18 protein-coding genes are annotated in these 20,144 nt (G+C 72.7%); 6 read left to right on the top strand and 12 right to left on the bottom strand.

Features of this window, described 5'->3' with window-relative positions; genetic code table 11:
• Nucleotides 1-170 precede the first annotated feature (170 nt).
• On the top strand, nt 171-1,124 hold the full coding sequence (gene fabD, locus ABZ923_RS08795) for an ACP S-malonyltransferase (RefSeq protein ID WP_361468596.1): 954 nt from the start codon (nt 171-173) through the stop codon (nt 1,122-1,124).
• 88 nt (nt 1,125-1,212) lie between these two features.
• Here the strand turns inward: fabD and ABZ923_RS08790 are convergent, their stop codons facing one another.
• The 7 genes from ABZ923_RS08790 to ABZ923_RS08760 all read right to left on the bottom strand — a co-directional run bounded on the left by ABZ923_RS08790 (nt 1,213) and on the right by ABZ923_RS08760 (nt 7,843).
• A complete protein-coding gene (locus tag ABZ923_RS08790; RefSeq protein WP_361468593.1) occupies nt 1,213-1,995 on the bottom strand; it encodes an SDR family NAD(P)-dependent oxidoreductase in 783 nt (260 codons plus the stop codon).
• A complete protein-coding gene (locus ABZ923_RS08785; protein ID WP_361468591.1) occupies nt 1,992-3,197 on the bottom strand; it encodes a serine hydrolase domain-containing protein in 1,206 nt (401 codons plus the stop codon). The genes ABZ923_RS08790 and ABZ923_RS08785 overlap by 4 nt, the downstream gene beginning before the upstream one ends.
• A complete protein-coding gene (locus ABZ923_RS08780) occupies nt 3,190-4,176 on the bottom strand; it encodes an aromatase/cyclase (protein WP_361468588.1) in 987 nt (328 codons plus the stop codon). Before ABZ923_RS08780 ends, ABZ923_RS08785 begins: the two co-directional genes overlap by 8 nt.
• Before the next feature lie 134 nt (nt 4,177-4,310).
• On the bottom strand, nt 4,311-5,246 hold the full coding sequence (locus ABZ923_RS08775) for a nitroreductase/quinone reductase family protein (protein ID WP_361468586.1): 936 nt from the start codon (nt 5,244-5,246) through the stop codon (nt 4,311-4,313).
• A gap of 332 nt (nt 5,247-5,578) precedes the next feature.
• Nucleotides 5,579-6,613, bottom strand: coding sequence for an LLM class flavin-dependent oxidoreductase (locus ABZ923_RS08770; RefSeq protein WP_361468583.1), 1,035 nt, complete (start codon nt 6,611-6,613; stop codon nt 5,579-5,581).
• 19 nt (nt 6,614-6,632) lie between these two features.
• The gene (locus tag ABZ923_RS08765) at nt 6,633-7,367 is read right to left on the bottom strand and encodes an SDR family oxidoreductase (protein ID WP_361468582.1); all 735 of its coding nucleotides are present in this window, start codon (nt 7,365-7,367) and stop codon (nt 6,633-6,635) included.
• Between the two features lie 35 nt (nt 7,368-7,402).
• Nucleotides 7,403-7,843: a nuclear transport factor 2 family protein gene (locus ABZ923_RS08760; RefSeq protein WP_361468580.1), complete on the bottom strand. Its 441-nt coding sequence runs from the start codon at nt 7,841-7,843 to the stop codon at nt 7,403-7,405.
• 241 nt (nt 7,844-8,084) lie between these two features.
• Here ABZ923_RS08760 and ABZ923_RS08755 point away from each other — a divergent pair, with 241 nt between their 5' ends.
• Entirely contained in the window at nt 8,085-9,152 is a 1,068-nt protein-coding gene (locus tag ABZ923_RS08755; protein WP_361468578.1) for a glucose-1-phosphate thymidylyltransferase, read from the top strand.
• A complete protein-coding gene (gene rfbB / locus ABZ923_RS08750; RefSeq protein ID WP_361468575.1) occupies nt 9,149-10,129 on the top strand; it encodes a dTDP-glucose 4,6-dehydratase in 981 nt (326 codons plus the stop codon). Before ABZ923_RS08755 ends, rfbB begins: the two co-directional genes overlap by 4 nt.
• 93 nt (nt 10,130-10,222) lie before the next feature.
• Here rfbB and ABZ923_RS08745 read toward each other — a convergent pair whose 3' ends face one another.
• Nucleotides 10,223-11,590 (bottom strand): NDP-hexose 2,3-dehydratase family protein, encoded by a 1,368-nt coding sequence (locus ABZ923_RS08745; RefSeq protein ID WP_361468573.1) that lies wholly within the window; start codon nt 11,588-11,590, stop codon nt 10,223-10,225.
• Between the two features lie 37 nt (nt 11,591-11,627).
• The gene (locus tag ABZ923_RS08740; protein ID WP_361468570.1) at nt 11,628-12,860 is read right to left on the bottom strand and encodes a nucleotide disphospho-sugar-binding domain-containing protein; all 1,233 of its coding nucleotides are present in this window, start codon (nt 12,858-12,860) and stop codon (nt 11,628-11,630) included.
• Between the two features lie 192 nt (nt 12,861-13,052).
• Between ABZ923_RS08740 and ABZ923_RS08735 the strand changes: the two genes are divergently transcribed.
• Nucleotides 13,053-13,799 (top strand): FkbM family methyltransferase, encoded by a 747-nt coding sequence (locus tag ABZ923_RS08735; RefSeq protein ID WP_361468567.1) that lies wholly within the window; start codon nt 13,053-13,055, stop codon nt 13,797-13,799.
• 57 nt (nt 13,800-13,856) lie between these two features.
• Here the strand turns inward: ABZ923_RS08735 and ABZ923_RS08730 are convergent, their stop codons facing one another.
• Nucleotides 13,857-14,261, bottom strand: a complete 405-nt coding sequence (locus tag ABZ923_RS08730) for a hypothetical protein (RefSeq protein WP_361468565.1) — start codon at nt 14,259-14,261, stop codon at nt 13,857-13,859.
• Nucleotides 14,262-14,357: 96 nt separating this feature from the next.
• On the opposite strand from ABZ923_RS08730, the gene ABZ923_RS08725 reads away from it, so the two are divergent.
• The gene (locus tag ABZ923_RS08725; protein ID WP_361468562.1) at nt 14,358-16,424 is read left to right on the top strand and encodes an NAD(+) synthase; all 2,067 of its coding nucleotides are present in this window, start codon (nt 14,358-14,360) and stop codon (nt 16,422-16,424) included.
• 14 nt (nt 16,425-16,438) lie between these two features.
• On the opposite strand, the gene ABZ923_RS08720 is transcribed toward ABZ923_RS08725, so the two are convergent.
• Entirely contained in the window at nt 16,439-17,152 is a 714-nt protein-coding gene (locus tag ABZ923_RS08720) for a TIGR03943 family protein (protein WP_361468559.1), read from the bottom strand.
• Entirely contained in the window at nt 17,149-18,159 is a 1,011-nt protein-coding gene (locus ABZ923_RS08715) for a permease (RefSeq protein ID WP_361468557.1), read from the bottom strand. Before ABZ923_RS08715 ends, ABZ923_RS08720 begins: the two co-directional genes overlap by 4 nt.
• Before the next feature lie 159 nt (nt 18,160-18,318).
• Between ABZ923_RS08715 and ABZ923_RS08710 the strand changes: the two genes are divergently transcribed.
• Nucleotides 18,319-20,142 (top strand): NAD(P)-binding protein, encoded by a 1,824-nt coding sequence (locus ABZ923_RS08710; protein WP_361468786.1) that lies wholly within the window; start codon nt 18,319-18,321, stop codon nt 20,140-20,142.
• Nucleotides 20,143-20,144 lie beyond the last annotated feature (2 nt).

Genomic DNA, 20,144 nt, shown 5'->3' with positions numbered 1-20,144 from the left:
CTTCTCCTCCTTGGAATGGACCGCCGCTGGGCGGTGGCCGCACGATCGCAGGCAGGGCCGGAGAACCGCTTGAGCGGGCCTTTCGCGAGCTGAAGCGGTGCTCAAGCGGCGGTGTAGGCCGGATCTGGAGACTGCGAGCTCCTGCCACCAGCCGAGAGTGAGTGTCTGCATTGGACAGGACCGCCTTCCTCTTCCCCGGCCAGGGCGCCCAGCGCGTGGGCATGGGGCTCGACCTGATGCGGCGTTGGCCCGGGCTGACCGAGAGCTACTACCGCCGCGCCGACGAACTGCTCGGCTTCGAACTGTCCCGGCTGTGCTGGGAGGGTCCGGCCGCGGAACTGCGGCAGATGCCCGTCACCCAGCCCGCCGTGGTGCTGACCAGCGTGGTGGCGCTCGAGGTGCTGCGCGCGCACGGTGTCGTACCGGACCTCGCGGCCGGGCACAGCCTGGGCGAGTTCAGCGCGCTGGTCTGCGCCGGCGTCCTCGACTGGACCGACGCGCTGCGGCTGGTCCGGCTGCGCGGCGAGCTGATGAGGGCGGCGAACGCCCGGGTGCCGGGCAAGATGGCGGCGGTCGTCGGCCTGGACCTGGCGACGGTGGAGGAGCTGTGCCTCAAGGCCGCCGCCGTCTCCGGCGAGATCGTGGAGGTCGCCAACCACAACGACTTCACGCAGGTGGTGGTCTCCGGGCAGATGGCCGCGGTCGACGCGCTCACCGAACTGGTCGGGCAGGCCGGCGCCGACCGCGTCGTGGTGCTGCAGATCGGCGGCGCCGCGCACTGCACGCTCCTCGGCGGCGTCGAGGACGAGTTCGCCGCCGCCCTGGCGGACGTGGAGTTCCGCGATCCGGTGATCCCGGTCGTCTCCAGCTTCAGCGCGGCACCGGTCCGGGACGGCGCCGAGGCGCGCACCTGTCTGCTCCGCCAGTTCACCGGCCGGGTCAACTGGACCGGTACGGCGCAGCGGCTGGTCGCCGAGGGTGCCGGGAACCTGGTCGAGGTGGGCCCCGGCAAGGTCCTGGGCGGCCTGTGCCGGCGCATCACACCGGGTGTGGTCACCCACCGGACCGACGACGAACAGCAGCTGACCCGGACCCTGGCCGCCCTCGCGGACCGGGCCCGCTGAGCCGCCGGCCCGTACCCGACGAAGGGGCGTTTCCCGGCCGGCGGCCGGGAAACGCCCCTTGTGCGCTGGGCACGTGCGCGGTGGCGGCTCAGTAGTTGCCGAGACCGCCGCACACGTTCAGGGCCTGCGCGGTCACCGCGTCGCTGCCGGGGCCGACCAGGTAGGCCACCATCGCGGCCACCTCCTCGGGTACGACGTACCGGCCGATCGGCACCCGGGCGCTCACCCGCTCGTGGACCTCCTCGGCCGGGACGTTCCACAGCCCGGAGTAGACCTCGCGCACGCGCTCGGCCATCGGTGTCTCCACGAACCCGGGGCAGACCGCGTTCACGGTCACCCCGGTCTTGGCCAGCTCCAGGCCGAGCGCCTTGCTGAACCCGACGACGCCGTGCTTGGCGGCCGAGTACGGGGCGCCGTTGACGACGCCCTGCTTGCCGCCGGTGGAGGCGATGTTGATGATGCGTCCCCAGCCGCGGTCCAGGATGCCGCCGTGGTTGAGGACCTCCTTGGTCATCATGAAGACGCTGTTGAGGTTGGTGTTGATCACGTCGAGCCAGAGCTCGTCGGGGACGTCCTTGGTGACGCCGCCGCCGGACCGGCCGGCATTGTTCACCAGCACGTCCAGCGGGCCGAACCGTTCGGTGGCGGCGCGGACGACGGCGCGGACGTCCTCGCGGGAGGTGACGTCGCAGGCCCGGCCGTCGACGTCGAGCCCCTCGGCCCGGAGCGACGCCACGGTCTCGGCCACGACGTCCGCGCGCCGCGCGCCCAGGTACACCCGGGCGCCGTCACGGGCCAGCCGGCGGGTGATCTCCAGGCCGATGCCGCTGGTGGCGCCGGTCACCAGGGCGACCAGAGGGGTGCGGGTCATGATTCCTCCTTGGTCGAGCGCTGTCCGACGCTCGAATAGACGGCTTGGACGAGCCGGTGGGCGCGGTCGTCGATGCTGCCCAGCTCGCGGGAGCCGGAGTTCTGCACGTAGGCGAAGGCGAGGTCGTGGCGCGGATCGGCGAAGGTGAAGGTGCCGTTCGCGCCGTCGAAACCGAACGCGGTGGTCAGGCCGGCCGAGGCCGGGAAGGTGGGGCTGTCGGGCAGCATGAAGCCCAGCCCCCAGGCGGTGGACATCATGGTGATGCGGCAGGCGCCCCGCGCGTGCACCCGGCCGATCTCGGCCGACATCCGGGGGCTGAGCAGCCGGACCCCGTCGACCTCGCCGAGGAGCGCGGCGTACAGCCGGGCCAGGGACTGGGCGCTCGCCCAGCCGCCGTAGGACGGGTCCTCGGCCGTCGGGTCCGGTTCCGGATCCAGGGCCATGCTGGCGACCGTCGACCGGTGGGTGAGCGAGTCGGGCTTGCCCAGCTCGGTCAGCATGGCGATGGCGTCGCCGGGATCACCGCCCGACATCACGTCCTCGGCCTTGGACTGGAGCATGGTGGCCAGGTGGACCGCGTCCGGGTCGGGCAGGCCGATGTGGCAGTCGAGGCCCAGCGGAGCGGCGATCTCCTCGGCGAAGAACGCGCCGACCGTGCGGCCGGTGCGCCTGCGGACCAGTTCGCTGACCAGGTAGCCGAAGGTCACCGCGTGGTACCCGTGCGCGGTGTCCGGCTCCCACTCCGGGCGGGCCGCGGCGAGCGCCTCGGCGATCGGGGTGTGCCGCCGCATGTGCTCGGCGGTGATCGGGGCGTGGTCCAGGCAGACCACGCCGGAGCGGTGGCTCAGCACCATCCGCAGCGTGATCCTCTCCTTGCCGTGCGCGGCGAACTCCGGCCAGTGGTCGGCGATCGGCCGGTCCAGCTCCAGCACCCCGCGGTCCACCAGCAGCAGCGCGGCGCTGGACACGAGGGCCTTGGTGGGCGAGGCGAGGACCCCCAGGGTCGAGGGCCGCCACGGGTCGGTCCGGCCGGGGTCGGCGAAGCCGCCCCACAGGTCCACCACCGGCCGGCCGCGGTGGTAGACGCACACCGCGGCGCCGATCTCCTCGCCGTCGGCGAAGTGCCGCCGGAAGACCCGCGCCACCTCGGCGAAGGCGCTGTCGCAGGAGCCGTCTTCGGGGAGGCCGGCGGTCTCACCCATGACGCCACGACCCGGCGTGGTCGAGCGTGCTGCGGCTGTTGCGCCCCAGCGCGGCGCGGACGTACTCGCGCGCGTCGGCGAGGGTCTTGCCGGCGCCCAGCACCTCGGCGATGGCCCCCGGGTTGATCGCGACGGTGTGTTCGGCGGTCACCAGCACCTCGTCGCCCTCGCCGGCCAGCTCCCAGCGTCCGCTGTGCCCGAAGAGCAGCCGCGGCGGCACCAGCTGCTTGTAGACGATGAGCTGGCCGGGCACGCAGACCCGCACCGAGTGCGTGCTGTGCGTGGAGCCGTCCGCGGTGACCGTCTCCATCACCATGTCCTGGACGCCGGGCACGTCCTCCTTCAGCGTCACCCGCCGCACGTGCGGGAGGCGCTGCGGCCACAGGTCCGAGCGGTGGAGGAAGTCGTAGACCTCGGCGGCCGGCCGCTTGAGCGCGACCGTGTCGGTGAACGAGAACACCACGTCGTCGATCGCGTGGCCCAGTTCGGCGATCCGGGTCAGCGCCTCCAGCTCCACCGCGCTGTTGCGGTCGAGCGCGGAGGCGATCCAGCTGACCGTCTCCTGGCTGTCGTCGGCGGCGGTGAACTCGTGGAGCAGCACGATCTCGGTGCCGCCGTCCGGCAGCGGCCGGAAGTGCCACTCGCCGCCCATGCTGCCGATGGGGGCGACGCTCTCCTCCTGGTCGAAGCGGATCCACAGCGCGTCGGGGTCGAGTTCGCGCCGGGACACCCAGGACTTGACCTCGCCGTTCACCTGGGCCCACAGCCGGAACCGCTCGGTGCGCGGGCCCCGGCTCAGGTGCTGGGCGTAGATGCTGGGCCCGAAGATGGCGGGCCAGCGTGTGACGTCGGCGGCCAGCTCGTAGAGGGTACGGGCCGGCGCCATCGAGTACCTGACGTGCTCGGTGCGCCGCAGCTCGGGCTGCCCGTCCCTCGTGGCCGGCCTGCCGTGCCGGCCGCCGACGGGGATACTGCTCATGGTGGTTCCTCTCCTCCTGGTGCGCGGCGACCGGCACGTGCGGCCACGGTCGGTGGCCGCGCCGGTCTGCTGCCGCTACCCGGTGGCGAGGCTCGCAGCGGGCGCTAGAGGACAGCTCAAGAGCCCGTGCCGGATCAGGCGAACGGCGGTGCGTCGGCGGTGGCGTTCAGCGCCGTCACCACGGTCTGCTCCTCGAAGTCGAAGTGGGACTCCAGGCGGCCGGCCAGCTCCTCCAGCTCGGCGCGCAGGCGTACCGGGTCGGACTCGCCGGGCACGAAGCCCTCGACGAGCACCTGGATGGAGTCCTGGAGCCGGGCCACCACCTTGTGCTGCTCGCTCAGCTGGGCGAGCGCCGGGGCGAGCGCGGGGAACTGCGCGGCCAGCGAGGGGAAGACGGCCATGTCCTCGCCGGTGTGGTGCCGGCGCAGCGCGCCGCAGAAGCTCAGGCAGTGGGTGCGCATCTGCTGGGCGAGGTCCGGCGGGGTGGCCTCGATGGTCTCCGCGGTGCCGTCGATCACCCGGTCCGCCTGCTCGCGCAGCGTCCTCAGCTCGCCGCGCAGCCACTCGTGGACCTCGACGATCCAGTCGCCCATGCCCTTCACCCGCTCCTCACCGGGCCGGGGCTCGATCCGGTGCAGGACGACGACGGGGATCTCACGGGTGGTCTTGGCCTGGTAGTCGCCGTACCCGGGGGCCTCGGCGACCACCCGCTCGAAGAGCCGGTCGCGTTCGGCTCCCTGCGGGACGGCGGCGATGGCCCGGTAGGTCTCCTCGCCGGTCTCGACCGTCACGATGGGGTTCTTGCGGATGTTGTGGTACCAGGCGGGATGCCGGTCCGATCCGTTCGCTGATGCGACGACGACGCCCTTGCCGTCGATGACGAGGTAGCCGAGGGGGGTCTCCCGGGGCAGTCCGGATTTGGCCCCGGTCGTGGTCAGCACGGTCAGCGACCAGCCCTCGAACATTCCGGTCATCTTGCCGTTGTTCGCGCGGAACTCGGCGATGATCCGCCGCTGGAAATCGTTGACGTCGAAGCCGGACCAGTTGTTCTCGGCCTGTTCCTTGCTCATGCACTTCCTTTCGGATTCCATCCGGAAAGGAGGGCGGCTGCACAGGAGGACAACACAAAAAAACCCGCATGCCTACGCAGTGGAATGGGCGCAGTGAACCCCCGCTTCAGGGGTTGACGAAACTGCGAGAGACGGACGTGCCGGTCCCTGTGTTGGCTGAGTAGCCGCTACCTCCATACGTAGGCCCATACGGGGCTCACCAAGACTGTAACGCTGATCATCAGCGGGTCGCAAGGCCGGCCGCCGCGCACCGGGCGCGGTCGGCCGGTCCTCAAGTCGCGCTCCGGCACGGGCCTTTGCGCGGGCAATCCGCGGGCGTACGGCGGGTGCGGTCAGCCCGCCACGCCGGACTTCTCCAGCGCCGCCCTGGCCTGCTCCAGCACGGCCAGCCGGCCGGCCAGGTCGGTGTCCACGGCCGAGATCATGATGCTGAGGGTGGTCACCCCGGCCCCGGCGTAGGCCGCCATGCGTTCGGCGATCCGGTCGACCGGGCCGACCAGCGACGTCCGGTCGACGAAGCCGGCGGGCACCGCCGCCGCCGCGCCCGCCCGGTCGCCGCGCCGCACCCGCAGGCTCACCTCGCGTGCCTCCTGCTCCCAGCCGAGCCGGGCGGCCAGCTTGCAGTAGAAGTTCCGCTCCGGGTCGCCGATCCCCATCAGATGGGCGTAGTGCGCGCGCAGCAGGTCGATGCAGCCCGCGATGTCGTCGCCCACCGAGGTGGCCAGGCACGGGATCACCTCGAAGCCGGCCATGGTGGAGCCGCGCAGCGCCCGCCCGGCGGCGATCCGCTCGACCGACTCGGCGACCTGCTCGGGTGCGGCGAAGACGCCGATCCAGCCGTCGGCCAGCTCGCCGGCCAGCCGGAGGTTGCGCGGCCCCACCGCACCGAGGTAGACGGGGACCGAGGTGCCCGCAGGTTCGGTGATGACGTGCAGCGGCGCGCCGGTGGCGCCGGAGTACGGCAGCCGGTAGTGCTCGCCCGCGTAGACCACCGGCTCGCCGGAGAGCGCCTTGCGGACGATCTCCACGTACTCGCGGGTGCGTTCCAGCGGACGGTCGAAGGGCACGCCGTACCAGCCGTCGGAGACATCGGGGTTGGACACCCCGAGCCCGAGCCGGAACCGGCCGCCCGAGAGCGAGTTGAGGGTCGCCGCGGTGAGCGCGGCCAGCCCCGGGGTGCGGGCGGGGATCTGCATCACGCCCGAGGCAAGACCGATCCGTTCGGTCCGGCCGGCGACCAGGCCGAGCACGCTGGCCGCGTCCGACCGGTAGCCCTCGGGGGCGAAGGCGACGTCGTAGCCGAGGCGTTCGGCGGTGACGGCCAGTTCCGACACGCCCTGGTAGGTCAGGTTCACGCCGAGCTTCACAGCGCCGGCTCCTTCCGGTTCAGATCAGCAGGTGGGCGCCGCCGTCGACGAGGACGACCTCGCCGGTGGTGTAGGCGGCGCGCTGCAGACCGGCCACGGCCTCGGCCACGTCCTCGGGCGTGCCGACCCGGCGCAGCGGTGTGGTGGCCTCGACCCGGGCCCGGATCTCGGTGAAGCCCTGGGTCCACGGGGTGTCGATCAGGCCCGGCGCGACCGCGTTGACGCGGATGTCGGGGCCGAGCGCCCCGGCGAGCAGCCGGGTCATGTGGTCCACCGCGGCCTTGCTCACCGCATAGGGGATCGAGCTGCCGGCCGGGCGGGTGCCGGCGACCGAGGAGATGTTGACGACGTGGCCGCCGCCGGGTGCCTCGCGCAGCCACGGCACGGCCGCGACCGTCGTCTGCCAGGTGCCGACGACGTTCAGCCCGAGGATCCTGCGCCAGACGTCGCCGGTCACCGCGTCGAGGTCCGTGTGCGGGATCGGCTGGGTGACACCGGCGTTGTTGACCAGCAGGTCGAGCCGCCCGTACGCGGCGACGACCTGCTCCACGAGCTGCCGGGCCTCGGTCTCGTCGGACACGTCGGCGCGGACGAACCTGGCGTCGGGCAGCGACGCGGCCAGCTCCTGGCCCGCCTCGGCGCTGCGTACCGCGTTCACGACGACCGCCATGCCCTCGGCGGCCATGCGGCGGGCCACGGCGGCGCCGATTCCCGACGACGATCCGGTGACGAGGGCGACCGGCTTGCCAGTCATGCGATTCCTTTCCGGGGAGACGAAAGTCAGGGGGATCAGGCGGCGTCGAACATGTGGTCGTGCTCCACCCGGCGGGAGCGGTTGCGCACGTCGCCGTCCTCGATCACGAGGACGTCGTGCACCAGGCAGCTCGGGCCGACCACCGGCTGCTTGACGCCGGGACGCGTGGTGAGGACCAGCGCGTAGAACGTGGCGTCGAAGGCGCCGTCCTCGCGCTCGGTCAGGTTGAGCATGCTGAACATGTGCCGCCGCTGCACCGGGTCGTCGGCGAAGCGGGTGTTGAACCGGTGCAGCTCCTCGATGATCCCGGCGTGGCCGCGGGCCGGCGGGACGCCGGGCGTGTGCTGGAACTCGCCGTCGGGGGTGAAGGTCTGCGCGTACTCCTCGAACCGGTTGCTGTCCAGGAGCTGGACCTGTCGGCCGTAGTGCTGGGAGACGGCCGTGTAGACGTCCGTGAAGCTCGCCGTGATGGGCATGCGGGTGAGGCCTCCGCTGATCTGTGAGGTGGACGGGCCGGGGGGCGCCCGGTCCCAGGGCAGCGAGTGTGCGCCCAGCGCCTTGAACGCGGCTTGAACCGGCGCTCCGGGAACCACGCGCGCCCGCGCGGGACACCGGCGTTCCGGCGTACCTCCGGCACGGCTCGACCCCTGCTGAAGCGCCGGCCGCCACGCTGCGGCCGGAGGGAAGACCGGTGTCATCTGCTCTGGAGGCTCGTACATGAAGGCGCTCGTACTGTCCGGCGGGTCGGGGACCCGCCTGCGCCCCATCACCCACACATCGGCCAAACAGCTGGTGCCGGTGGCCAACAAACCCGTTCTCTTCTACGGCCTGGAGGCGATCGCCGACGCCGGCATCACCGAGGTCGGCCTGGTGGTGGGAGACACCGCCGACGAGATCCGCGAGGCGGTCGGCGACGGCTCCCGCTTCGGCCTGGAGGTGACCTACATACGCCAGGACGCGCCGCTGGGCCTCGCCCACGCGGTCCTGGTGGCGCGGGACTTCCTCGGCGACGACGACTTCGTGATGTACCTCGGCGACAACTTCATCGTCGGCGGCATCACCGGCCTGGTGGACGACTTCCGGGCGGAGCGGCCGGACGCGGGCATCCTGCTGACCCGGGTGCTCGACCCGCGGGCCTTCGGCGTGGCGGAGCTGGACGCGGCGGGCCGGGTGGTCTCGCTGGTGGAGAAGCCGGAGTTCCCCAAGAGCGACCTCGCCCTGGTGGGCGTCTACCTCTTCACCCCCGCCGTGCACGAGGCCGTGCGCGCCGTACGGCCCTCCGCGCGCGGGGAGCTGGAGATCACCCACGCCCTCCAGTGGCTCATCGACCAGGGCCGGGACGTGCGGTCGACCACGATCTCCGGCTACTGGAAGGACACCGGCAACGTCGCCGACATGCTGGAGGTCAACCGGTCGGTCCTGGAGAGGATCGAGCCCCGCACGGCCGGGACGGTGGACGCCAGCAGCGAGATCATCGGCCGGGTCCGGATCGAGGAGGGCGCCCGGGTCAGCGGCAGCCGCGTCGTCGGCCCCGCGGTCATCGGCGCCGGTGCCGTGATCAGCGGCTCCTACGTCGGCCCCTTCACCTCCATCTCCGAGGGCTGCCGCATCGAGGACAGCGAGGTGGAGTACTCCATCCTGCTGCGGGACTCGACGCTCACCGGCGTCCGCCGGGTCGAGGCCTCGCTCATCGGCCGGGACGTCGAGGTGACGCCGGCCCCGCGTACCCCGTCCGCCCACCGGCTCGTGCTCGGTGACCACAGCAAGGTGCAGATCTCGTCATGACGACCCGACTCCTGGTGACCGGCGGCGCCGGTTTCATCGGCTCGCACTACGTCCGGACGCTGCTGGGCCCCGAGGGACCCGGCGACGTCCGGGTGACGGTGTTGGACCAGCTCACCTACGCGGGCAACCTCGCCAACCTGGAGGAGGTGGCCTCCGACCCCCGGTTCTCCTTCGTCCAGGGCGACATCTGCGACCCCGGCACGGTGGAGCGGCTGGTGGCCGCGCACGACCAGGTCGTCCACTTCGCCGCCGAGTCGCACGTGGACCGCTCGATCGACGGCGGCGCGCAGTTCGTGCGCACCAACGTGCTGGGCACGCACACCCTGGTCGACGCCGCGCACCGGGCGGGCGTCGAGCGGTTCGTGCACATCTCCACCGACGAGGTCTACGGCTCGATCGACACCGGGTCCTGGCCCGAGACCGATCCGCTGCGGCCCAACTCGCCGTACTCCGCGTCGAAGGCCTCCAGTGACCTGGTCGCGCTCGCCTACCACCGCACGCACGGTCTGGACGTCCGGGTGACCCGCTGCTCCAACAACTACGGCCACCACCAGTTCCCGGAGAAGCTCATCCCGCTGTTCATCACGCACCTGATGGAGGGCAGGAAGGTGCCGCTGTACGGCGACGGCGGGAACGTGCGGGACTGGCTGCACATAGACGACCACGTCCAGGGCATCGAGCTGGTGCGCACCCGCGGGCGGGCGGGCGAGGTGTACAACATCGGCGGCGGAGAGGAGCTCTCCAACAACGACATCACCCGCATGCTCCTGGATGCCCTCGGGGCCGACTGGGACAGCAGCGTCGAGTACGTCGAGGACCGCAAGGGGCACGACCGCCGGTACTCGGTCGACTGGACCAAGATCCGCACCGAGCTGGGGTACACCCCGCGCGTACGGTTCGCGGAGGGCCTGGCCGCGACGGTCCGCTGGTACCGCGAGCACCGCGCCTGGTGGGAGCCGCTGACGGCCCGGGTCTGACCGCCCGGGCGGCGACCCGCGCGAGAACGCCCGGCCGGGATCCCCCGGCCGGGCGTTCTGGCGCGTCCGCGCGTCGGCGCGTCCGCGTGCCTGCTAGACGGCCTGCGGTACGGAGGCGTCCAGATCGGCGAAGGTGAGGAAGGTCAGCAGGCTCCTGGCCTCCACGTTGAGGTAGTTGCCGTAGCGGACGAACTCGGTGAGCTGGCGGAGCGTCATCCAGGCGTAGTTCTCCGGGACCTCGGTCGGGAAGTCGTCAGCGGCCTCGACCAGCATGTACCGGTTCTGCGCGTGGTAGAAGCGGCCGCCCTCCTCGGAGTGCACCGACTCGAAGCGGATCCGCTCCGGCGGCGCGGTGAGCACCTCCTCCAGGAACCTCGGCCGGACGCCGTTGAGCGGGTAGTTGGCCGGCTGGCAGTGGACCGTCGGCGCCAGCTCGATCAGGTCGCCGGCCCCCGTCTCGGTCCTGGCCTGCACCAGGACGTGCATCACACCGCCGACGGTCCTGGCCAGGAAGGCGATGACCCCCTCGCTGCGGGGCTGCAGCATCACCTGGGACCAGCTGCCCACCTCGCGACTGCTGGCCCGCACGTCCACCCCGATCACGGTGAAGTGCTTGCCCTCGTCCTGGGCGATGGTCCCGTCGGTGCGGGACCAGCCGCGCACCTGCGCCAGCGGCAGGCGCCGGCGGACCAGCGAGGAACGGCACTTGGCGTCGGTGAACCAGCTCAGCAGCCGCGCCGTGTCGTGGTACGGCTCGGCGTCCGGCCGCCAGGCGCGGTTCAGCGCCTCCCGGAAGGTGCCGTCCCCGTGGGCGGGACCGGTCCGCCGGAACGGCGTCGCGCCGGAGAGCACGGTCCGGGTGTCCATGTTGACGAGGTTGTCGACGGCGAGCAGTTCGCCGATCTGCTCCGCGTTCAGCCAGCAGAAGTCGTCGAGCAGTTCGACGTCCTCGTCGGTCTCGATGACCATGTTGCGGTTGCGCTTGCCCAGGAACCAGGAGGCCTGCTCGGACTGGAGCGCGTCGTGCAGCACGCGCCCGCGGTGCGGGGCGATGAAGTGCTCCAGGTAGGGGACCGGCTTCCCGCCGTGCACCCGGGTGTAGTTGCTCTTCGTCGCCTGCACGGTCGGCGACAGCTGCACCAGGTTGACGTTGCCCGGTTCCATCTTGGCCTGCAGCAGGAAGTGCGGGACCCCGTGGAACCTCTTGACCAGGATCCCGAGGATCCCGTACTCGGGCTGGACGATGATCGGCTGCTGCCAGGCGTCCACCTCCCGCCCCGCGCCCCGGACGTCCAGCCCCTCGACGGAGAAGAAGCGGCCGCTGCGGTGGACCAGGTTCCCGGTCGGGCGCTCGAACCGCCAGCCGTCGAGCCGGTCGAGGGGAACCCGGGACACCTGGTACTCGTGCGCCCGGCAGCGGTCGGCGAACCAGCTGCTGAAGTCTGCCGTGGTGGAAAACAAGTGGAGCTCCCAAGTGCTGATCCGAGCCGGACGGTGCCTAGCGGGCGTCCAGTCCCCGTACGAGCCGGTCGATCACCGACGCCGGGCTGGGCTGGTCCGCCATCTCCGCGCCGACCGCCCGGGCCGCCTCCGTGAAAGCGGGCTCGTCGAGCAGCCGGCGCACCAGCTCCCGCACCGACGCCAGTTCGATGTCGGCGAAGGGCAGCGCGAGCCCTGCCTTGCGGTCGACCACGCGCTGGGCCACCAGGGGGTTGTCGGCGCCCTCGGGCAGGATCAGCTGGGGCACGCCGTGGTGCAGCGCGGCGGCCGTCGTACCGGAGCCGCCGTGGTGCACGATCAGCGAGCAGGTGCCCAGGAAGGCCGACAGCGGGAGGTAGCCGGGCAGCCGCACGTTGTCGGGCAGCTCGCCCAGCGCCGAGACGTCCGTCGAGTGGTCGGCGAGGACCACCTCGGCGTCCAGCTCCCCGAGCGCCTGCATCAGCAGCCGGAGTTTGCTGCCGTCGGACATCAGCGGGATGACGGTGCCGAGGGTCAGGCAGATCCTCGGCCGGTCCGGGCGGTCCAGCGCCCACTCGGGCAGGAGGCCGCCGCCGTTGTACGGGACGTAGCGCATCGGCCACCACGGAGCGCCGCCCTCGCGGTCCTCGGCGTCCTCCGTCAGGCCGCCCAGGCTCGGCGGACGGGGGTCGATCCTGGCGACCAGCTCGGGCTCCCGGTCGCCGATGCCCAGCCGGTCGCGCAGCATGGCGATGAGCGGCGAGTGGTCGGGGATGACCCCGGTGCGGTGGTTCTGGGCGCCGCTCGCCTTGACGCCCTCGTCCCGCATCGACCAGGAGACGCGGTTGCCGACCTCCAGGGCCGGCACCCCCAGCGCGGCGGCGGCCAGCATCCCCGCGGCGTGGTCGGAGGGGTAGACCACGAGGTCCGCGCCGAACCGGCGGCCGGCCTCGACGGTGCCCTCGGTCATGGCCAGCGTGAACAGGTCGAAGGGACGCATCGCGCCGGCCAGCTCCCAATACCCGGGCGGCAGCCCGTCGCCCGCTTCCTCGGTCTTCGGTGCCTGCCCCTTCGAACCGAGCAGCAGGTCGGCCCCGACGTCACGGGTCGGGAAGACGTCCACCGTCGGCAGCCCCGACTCGGCGGCGGCCTTGGTCACATAGGCGGTGGTCGCGAGCAGTACCTCGTGGCCGGCCGCCCGGGCGGCCCACGCCAAGGGGACGACGGGCAGCAGCAGCCCGTATCCGGGCGCGGCAGGGAAAAGAATTCTCATGGCCGGGATGCTGCCACAGAAAGGGCGCTCCGGGAGGGGTGACTTTCACCGGCACCCGGGCGTTTCGGATACGCCCTGCCGGGATTCTAGCGGGCCGCTAGCGGGGCTCGACTATTCACGTGGAAATATCGCTGGCGGGGGCGGGCCGGTGCCGGCCGACGCTCCGGACCCGGCGGAAGGAATGTACTGGTCATGGCCCTGAACCTCATTGAATTGGAAGAGGGATTCTCCTGCTATGCCAGCGGGGAGTTCGAAGCCCGATTCATCTACCAGGAGATATTCAAGGACAACAACTACGAGCAGCCCGGACTTCCGGAGGCGCCGTTCACCATCGATGTCGGCGCGAACATCGGGCTGTTCTCGCTCTACATGAAGCAGAAGTACCCGAAGGCCCGGATCATCGCCTTCGAACCCGCGCCGGAGAACCACCAGGCGCTGCGGCAGAACCTGGAACTGCACCAGGCCGACGATGTCACCGTCTACCCGTACGCCGTCGGCTCCGAGGCCCGCGAGGCCACCTTCACCTACTACCCGGCGATGCCCGGCAACTCCACCCTCCACCCGGAGGAGAAGGTCCTGCAGAAGCGTCTGATGGGCGAGCGCCTCGGCGAGCAGGCGGCCACCGACCTGTTCCAGGCCTCGACGATCACGGTCACCGTGGACCGGCTGTCCCGCTTCCTGGCGGAGCACCACCCGGACGTCACGACCATCGACCTGCTCAAGATCGACGTCGAGGGCGCGGAGCTGGAGGTGCTGCGCGGCATCGACGACGCCGACTGGGCGAAGGTGCGGAACGTCCTGCTGGAGGTGAACAACACCGACGGCGCGCTCGACCGGGTCGAGACCCTGCTGCGGGAGAAGGGCTTCACGGTCACCAGCGAGCCCGTGCCGCTGATGTGGGAGGAGATGGCGCTCTACTACGTCACCGCCCACCGCTGACCCCGCCGCACGGCGTGCCCGGCCCCGGCAGGGGCGGGCGCGCCGTGGCCGCGCCGGTCAGGGTGCGGTGCGGCGCCTGCCCCGTCCGGCCAGGGCGATCACCCCCGAGACGGCGGCGGTCCCGGCGAGACTGCCGATCACGACCAGGCCCACGCCGATCGCGAAGAGGCCGGTCGTGTCGTCCGACCAGTCGTACCAGGCCGCGGCCGTCAGCCCGGCCGTGGTGCCGAGGATCGCGCCCGCGGTGTGGCCCCGGGACACGGCCCAGTACACCGGCACCAGCAGCGTCAGCACCAGCCCGATCACCTGCCAGGCCTCGTACGGGCCGCTCGTCGAACCGTCCGGGTGCACGTCCCGCTGCTGGTCCCAGCCCAGCCAGGCGGCCCACGCCGCGACGGCGACCAGGGCCGGCACGAGGAACGGCAGGGTCCACAGGGCGGGTGTCGGGAGTCGTCGGCGCATACCCCCAGCCTGTCGCCTCCCGGCGGCACCGGCCAGAGCGGAGGTACTCAGGTGGGCCCGAGTATCCCGGCGCGGGCGGGATCTAGGCTTCCAGACATGAAGGAAGCCCCGTTGAACTTCTGGTCGCTCTACAGCCACGGCTTCGCGCGCATCGCCGCGTGCACGGGCCACACCGTCATCGCCGACCCGCACGCCAACGCCGAAGCGGTCCTGCGCCAGGCCCGCGGCTGCGCGGACGAGGGCGTCGCCGTCGCCGTCTTCCCCGAGCTGGGCCTCACCGGCTACTCGATCGAGGACCTGCTGCTCCAGGACGCCCTCCTCGACCGGGTCGAGGAGGCCCTCGGCACCGTCGTCGCCGGGTCGGCCGAGCTGCTGCCGGTGCTCGTCGTCGGCGCCCCGCTGCGCCACCGCAACCGGATCTACAACTGCGCGGTGCTGGTGCACCGGGGCCGGATCCTCGGTGTCGTACCGAAGTCGTACCCGCCGAACTACCGGGAGTTCTACGAGCGCCGGCAGATCGCCGACGGCCACGACGAGCGGGGCGGCACCATCCGGGTCGCCGGTGCCGAGGTGCCGTTCGGGGTGGACCTGCTGTTCGCCGCCCAGGACGTGCCCGGGCTGGTGCTGCACACCGAGATCTGCGAGGACATGTGGGTGCCGGTGCCGCCGAGCGCCGAGGCCGCCCTCGCCGGGGCGACCGTGCTGGTCAACCTCTCCGGCAGCCCGATCACCGTCGGCCGGGCCGAGGACCGCAAGCTGCTGTGCCGCTCGGCGTCCTCCCGCTGCCTGGCCGCCTACGTCTACGCGGCGGCCGGCCTCGGCGAGTCGACCACCGACCTGTCCTGGGACGGGCAGACCATGATCTACGAGAACGGGGTGCTGCTCGCCGAGTCCGGCCGCTTCCCGCTCGGCGACCAGTACGCGGTCGCCGACGTCGACCTCGACCTGCTGCGGCAGGAGCGGCACCGGATGGGCACCTTCGACGACAACCGCCGGGCCCACGGCGACCGCACCGGGGGCTTCCGGACCGTCTCCTTCGAGCTGGACCCGCCGCTCACCGACCTCGGGCTGCGCCGCCGTGTCGAGCGGTTCCCGTTCGTGCCCGCCGACCCCGAGCGGCTCGCCCTGGACTGCTACGAGGCTTACAACATCCAGGTCGCCGGGCTCCAGCAGCGGCTCGCCGCGATCGGCGGCCCCAAGGTCGTCATCGGGGTGTCCGGCGGGCTCGACTCCACGCACGCGCTGATCGTCGCCGCCCGGGCGATGGACCGCGCGGGCCGCCCGCGCAGCGACATCCTCGCCTTCACCCTGCCCGGCTTCGCCACCAGCGACCACACCAAGGACAACGCGCACAAGCTGATGCGCGCGCTCGGCGTCACCGCCGCCGAGCTGGACATCACGCCGACCGCGCGGCTGATGCTGCAGGAGATCGGCCACCCGTTCGCCTCCGGCGAGCCGGTGTACGACGTCACCTTCGAGAACGTCCAGGCCGGCCTGCGCACCGACTACCTGTTCCGGCTGGCCAACCAGCGCGGCGGCATCGTCCTCGGCACCGGCGACCTCTCCGAGCTGGCGCTCGGCTGGTCCACGTACGGCGTCGGCGACCAGATGAGCCACTACAACGTCAACTCCGGGGTGCCGAAGACCCTGATCCAGCACCTGATCCGCTGGGTCATCAGCAGCGGGCAGTTCGACGAGGAGACCGGCGAGATCCTCGCCGCGATCCTGGACACCGAGATCAGCCCGGAGCTGGTACCGGGCGAGGAGATGCAGTCCACCGAGTCGAAGATCGGCCCGTACGCACTGCACGACTTCACCCTCTTCCATGTGCTGCGCTACGGCTTCCGGCCCTCGAAGATCGCCTTCCTGGCCTGGCACGCCTGGCACGACCCGGACGCCGGCGCCTGGCCGCCGAACTTCCCGGCGGCCAAGCGGGTGGCGTACGACCTGGCCGAGATCCGGCACTGGCTGGAGGTCTTCTGCCGCCGCTTCTTCGCGTTCTCCCAGTTCAAGCGCTCGGCGATGCCCAACGGCCCGAAGGTCTCGGCCGGCGGTTCCCTCTCCCCGCGCGGCGACTGGCGCGCCCCGTCCGACGGCAACGCCCGGGCGTGGCTGAGCGACCTGGAGCGCTTCGACTTCGACGGCGCGGCCGCCGGGCGGTAACCGGCACCGCCGGCTCAGGTGTTCCAGGTCTCGTCGTACGGGTCGCGCGGGGCCTGGACCGGTCGGGTCGCGGTGACCTTCAGGTAGGGGATGGGGCCGTTGTTGACCGGGTCGCGGACCAGGCGGGGGGTGTACGTGCCCGTGACCTCCAGCCAGGCGTCCGGGCGCAGGACCGGCGGCAGCTCGCCGGCCAGCGCGATCTTCACCGGCTGGGCGTCCGCCGCGCAGCAGTTGAGGGCCATACGGACCAGGTAGGGCCGACCCGCCCGGTCCAGCGCGAGGAAGCCGGTGACCCGGACCAGGCGGCCGTGCAGCGAGCGGCCGTGGCCGTAGGCCGCGCGGGAGGCGTAGTCCACGACCGAGAGCGGCACCGGGTCGCCGGCCGGCAACGGGCCGTAGGCGTACGACTTCTGCAGGGCCGTGCCGGAGCGCAGGGCGCTGTACGAGCCGAGGGCCGGCGGGGCGATCAGGATCAGCGCGAGCAGCGGCAGCAGCAGGAGCCAGGACACGCGCGGCTCGGGGTGCGCGTGCCCCGGCCCGGGCCGGCCGGCGCGGCGGCGCTCGTACCAGGCGGTCGCCACGGCCGCCGCGATCAGGACGGCGCCGGAGGCCAGCAGGAGGGGGCGCAGGCCCGCCTTGACGTAGCGCAGGTACAGGTCGGTGGCGCCCGCGTGCAGCAGGGCGGCGCCGAGCAGGAACAGGACGGCCGCCTGGGCCTGGCGGTTCACAGCAGCACCGCCCCGGTCAGCACGGCGCCCGTGACGGCCAGCGCGAAGGTGGCGGGCGCGAACCGGAGCGCGAAGGCACGGCCGAAGGTGCCGGCCTGCATCGCGAACAGCTTGAGGTCGATCATCGGGCCCACCACCAGGAACACCAGTTTGGCCGTCGGGGAGAACTGGGTGAGGGAGGCCGCGACGAACGCGTCGGCCTCCGAGCAGATGGACAGCAGGACCGCCAGGACGGCGAGGGCGAGCACCGACACCAGGGGCGTCCCGGCGGCCGCGCGCAGCCAGTCGGCCGGGACCGCCGCCTTCAGCGTGGCCGCGGCCGTCGCGCCCAGCACCAGGAAACCGCCGGCGTGCATGACGTCGTGCCGGACCGCGTCCCAGAACGCCTCCCCCCTGCTCGCGCCCTCGTGCGCGCCGTGGGCCGGCGGGCGCAGCCAGTCCGTGCGGCCCAGCCGCTGCCACAGCCAGCCCATCGCGCAGGCCACCAGCAGGCTCGCCGCGAACCGGGCCAGGACCATCTCCGGGTGCCCGGGGAAGGCGACGGCGGTGGCGGTCAGCACCACCGGGTTGACGGCGGGCGCGGACAGCAGGAAGGCGAGGGCGGCGGCGGGGGTCACGCCCCGGCGCACCAGGGCGCCCGCCACCGGCACCGACGCGCACTCGCAGCCCGGCAGCACCGCGCCCGCGATCCCCGCCACCGGCACGGCCAGGGCGGGCCGGCGCGGCAGGGCGCGCGCGAAGAAGGACGCCGGGACGAACACCGCGATCGCCGCCGACAGCAGCACACCGAGCACCAGGAAGGGCAGCGCCTGCACGGTCACCGCCACGAACACCGTCATCCAGCTCTGCATCGCGGGGGTGCCGAGCAGCCCGCGGATCGGGGACTGGGCGAGCACGGCCAGCAGGAGCGTCAGCGTCAGCACCAGCGGGGAGCTGAGCCGCCGGCCCCGCGGGGGCGGAGCAAGGCCCGGGTCCGCGCCGGGCGGGGCGTCTTCGGTGATGGCCACGGGTGGTTACCTCCGGCTGCTGGACTGCCTCCCCTTCCGTACGCGAGCCGTCTCCCTGCCGTTCAGGCCGTTGCTGGAACCACGCATCTGCTTGGGGCACTCTTTTCCCTTGTGGCGAGCGTTCCGTATCAAGGGGGCCCGGGGGCCCGGCCGGCGCACATGGTGGTGTGCGGTGACGACGGCCTCGCGCACCGGCTGGCCGCCGAGTTGCGCGGGGTCCACGGCGAACAGGTCACCCTCGTCGTACCGCCGAACGAGCGCACCGCCCGGCCCCCCGTGGTCGGCCGGGCCCGGGCCGCGTCGGCGGCGCTGTTCGACCGCGTGGTCAGCGCCGCCGTGGGCACCGTCGGCCGGACCGGCGGCACCGGACCGCCCGCCGGCGGGACCGGAGCCCAACGCCCGGATCCGGACGGCGTGTTGGAGGCGGACGAGCTGACCGAGGCGGTGCTCGCCGAGGCCGGGGTGGCCCGGGCCGCCGCGCTGGCCCTCGTGTACGACGACGACGAGACCAACATCCGGGCCGCGCTGACCGCCCGCCGGCTCAACCCCCGGCTGCGGCTCGTCCTGCGCCTGTACAACCGGCGGCTGGGCCAGCACATCGAGGAACTCCTCGACCAGGCCGCCGCGTTGGCCGCCGGCAACGACGGCGGACCGGACACCGGCGCCGAGGCCTCCACGACCGTGCTGTCCGACGCCGACACCGCCGCGCCCGTGCTGGCCGCCACCGCCGTCGCCGGCACCAGCCGGGTCGTCCAGGCCGAGGACCTGCTGCTGCGGGCCGTCGAACGGCCGCTCACCGGGGACGACGGGGTGGGCACCGGTCCCGGACTGTGCACCCTCGCCCTGCTGTCGGGCGGCGACCCGGACGGCGGCGGCGAACACCCGCCGCGGCTGCTCCCCGACGACGAGGAGGTCCGGCAGGCCGCCGGCCGCCAGGCCGTGGTGCTGGAACACGTCTCCGCCCCGGCCGGTGCCGAGTCCGCCGCGCCCACCCGCCGGATGACCGGCGTCATGCCGCTCGCCTCGCTCTTCTCCCGCCGGCTGCGCTGGTCCCTGGCCGGCCTGGTCGGCTGCGTGGTCGGCCTGGCCGTCGCCCTGTGGCTGGTCACCGGCATCCACCCGGTGCGCGCCTTCTACGTCACCCTCCTCGACCTCTTCGCGATCGACGACCCGGCCCTCAAGGAGCCCCTCGGCCGCCAGCTCCTCCAACTCCTCTCCGCGCTCACCGGGTTGCTGCTCCTCCCGCTGCTGCTGGCCGCCGCCCTGGAGGCGTTCGGCACCTTCCGCACCGCCTCCGCCCTGCGCAGACCCCCGCGCGGCCTGAGCGGGCACGTGGTCCTGCTCGGACTCGGCAAGATCGGCACCCGGGTGCTGACCCGGCTGCGGGAACTGAACATCCCCGTGGTGTGCGTCGAGTCGGACCCGGAGGCACGCGGCCTCGCCACCGCCCGCCGGCTGCGGGTGCCGGTGGTCCTCGGGGACGTCACCCAGGAAGGCGTCCTGGAGGGCGCCCAGATCCACCGGGCCCAGGCCCTGCTGGCGGTGACCAGCTCCGACACCACCAACCTGGAGGCCGTGCTCTACGCCCGGACCGTACGCCCCGACCTCCGCGTGGTCCTGCGCCTCTACGACGACGACTTCGCCACCGCCGTCTACCGCACCCTGCGCACCGCCTACCCCCAGGCCCTGACCCGCAGCCGCAGCGTCACCCACCTGGCCGCCCCCGCCTTCGCCGGGGCGATGCTGGGCCGCCAGGTCCTGGGTGCCGTCGCCGTGGAGCGCCGGGTGCTCCTGTTCGCCGCGATCGACGTGGACGGCCACCCCCGGCTGGAGGGCCGCACCGTCCGGGAGGCCTTCCACGCCGGCTCCTGGCGGGTCCTGGCCCTGCTGGGCCACACCGCCACCTCCGCCGACCACGTCCTGGCGAAGGGCGACCGGGTGGTGGTGGCGGCGACCCGGCGGGGGCTGGCGGAGCTGCGCTGACG

Origin of the sequence: Streptomyces sp. NPDC046881 (genome assembly GCF_040645015.1) — a bacterium.
In the GTDB taxonomy this organism is placed as follows: Bacteria; Actinomycetota; Actinomycetes; order Streptomycetales; family Streptomycetaceae; genus Streptomyces.
This window is presented reverse-complemented; position numbering and strand designations above follow the sequence as displayed.

Coding starts and splice junctions, on each gene's coding strand:
- ABZ923_RS08790 (WP_361468593.1), bottom strand. CDS start 1,995: ATGACCCGCACCCCTCTGGTCGCCCTGGTGACCGGCGCCACCAGCGGC.
- ABZ923_RS08760 (WP_361468580.1), bottom strand. CDS start 7,843: ATGCCCATCACGGCGAGCTTCACGGACGTCTACACGGCCGTCTCCCAG.
- ABZ923_RS08735 (WP_361468567.1), top strand. CDS start 13,053: ATGGCCCTGAACCTCATTGAATTGGAAGAGGGATTCTCCTGCTATGCC.
- ABZ923_RS08775 (WP_361468586.1), bottom strand. CDS start 5,246: ATGAGCAAGGAACAGGCCGAGAACAACTGGTCCGGCTTCGACGTCAAC.
- ABZ923_RS08755 (WP_361468578.1), top strand. CDS start 8,085: ATGAAGGCGCTCGTACTGTCCGGCGGGTCGGGGACCCGCCTGCGCCCC.
- ABZ923_RS08710 (WP_361468786.1), top strand. CDS start 18,319: ATGGTGGTGTGCGGTGACGACGGCCTCGCGCACCGGCTGGCCGCCGAG.
- ABZ923_RS08765 (WP_361468582.1), bottom strand. CDS start 7,367: ATGACTGGCAAGCCGGTCGCCCTCGTCACCGGATCGTCGTCGGGAATC.
- ABZ923_RS08785 (WP_361468591.1), bottom strand. CDS start 3,197: ATGGGTGAGACCGCCGGCCTCCCCGAAGACGGCTCCTGCGACAGCGCC.
- ABZ923_RS08780 (WP_361468588.1), bottom strand. CDS start 4,176: ATGAGCAGTATCCCCGTCGGCGGCCGGCACGGCAGGCCGGCCACGAGG.
- ABZ923_RS08740 (WP_361468570.1), bottom strand. CDS start 12,860: ATGAGAATTCTTTTCCCTGCCGCGCCCGGATACGGGCTGCTGCTGCCC.
- ABZ923_RS08725 (WP_361468562.1), top strand. CDS start 14,358: ATGAAGGAAGCCCCGTTGAACTTCTGGTCGCTCTACAGCCACGGCTTC.
- ABZ923_RS08730 (WP_361468565.1), bottom strand. CDS start 14,261: ATGCGCCGACGACTCCCGACACCCGCCCTGTGGACCCTGCCGTTCCTC.
- rfbB (WP_361468575.1), top strand. CDS start 9,149: ATGACGACCCGACTCCTGGTGACCGGCGGCGCCGGTTTCATCGGCTCG.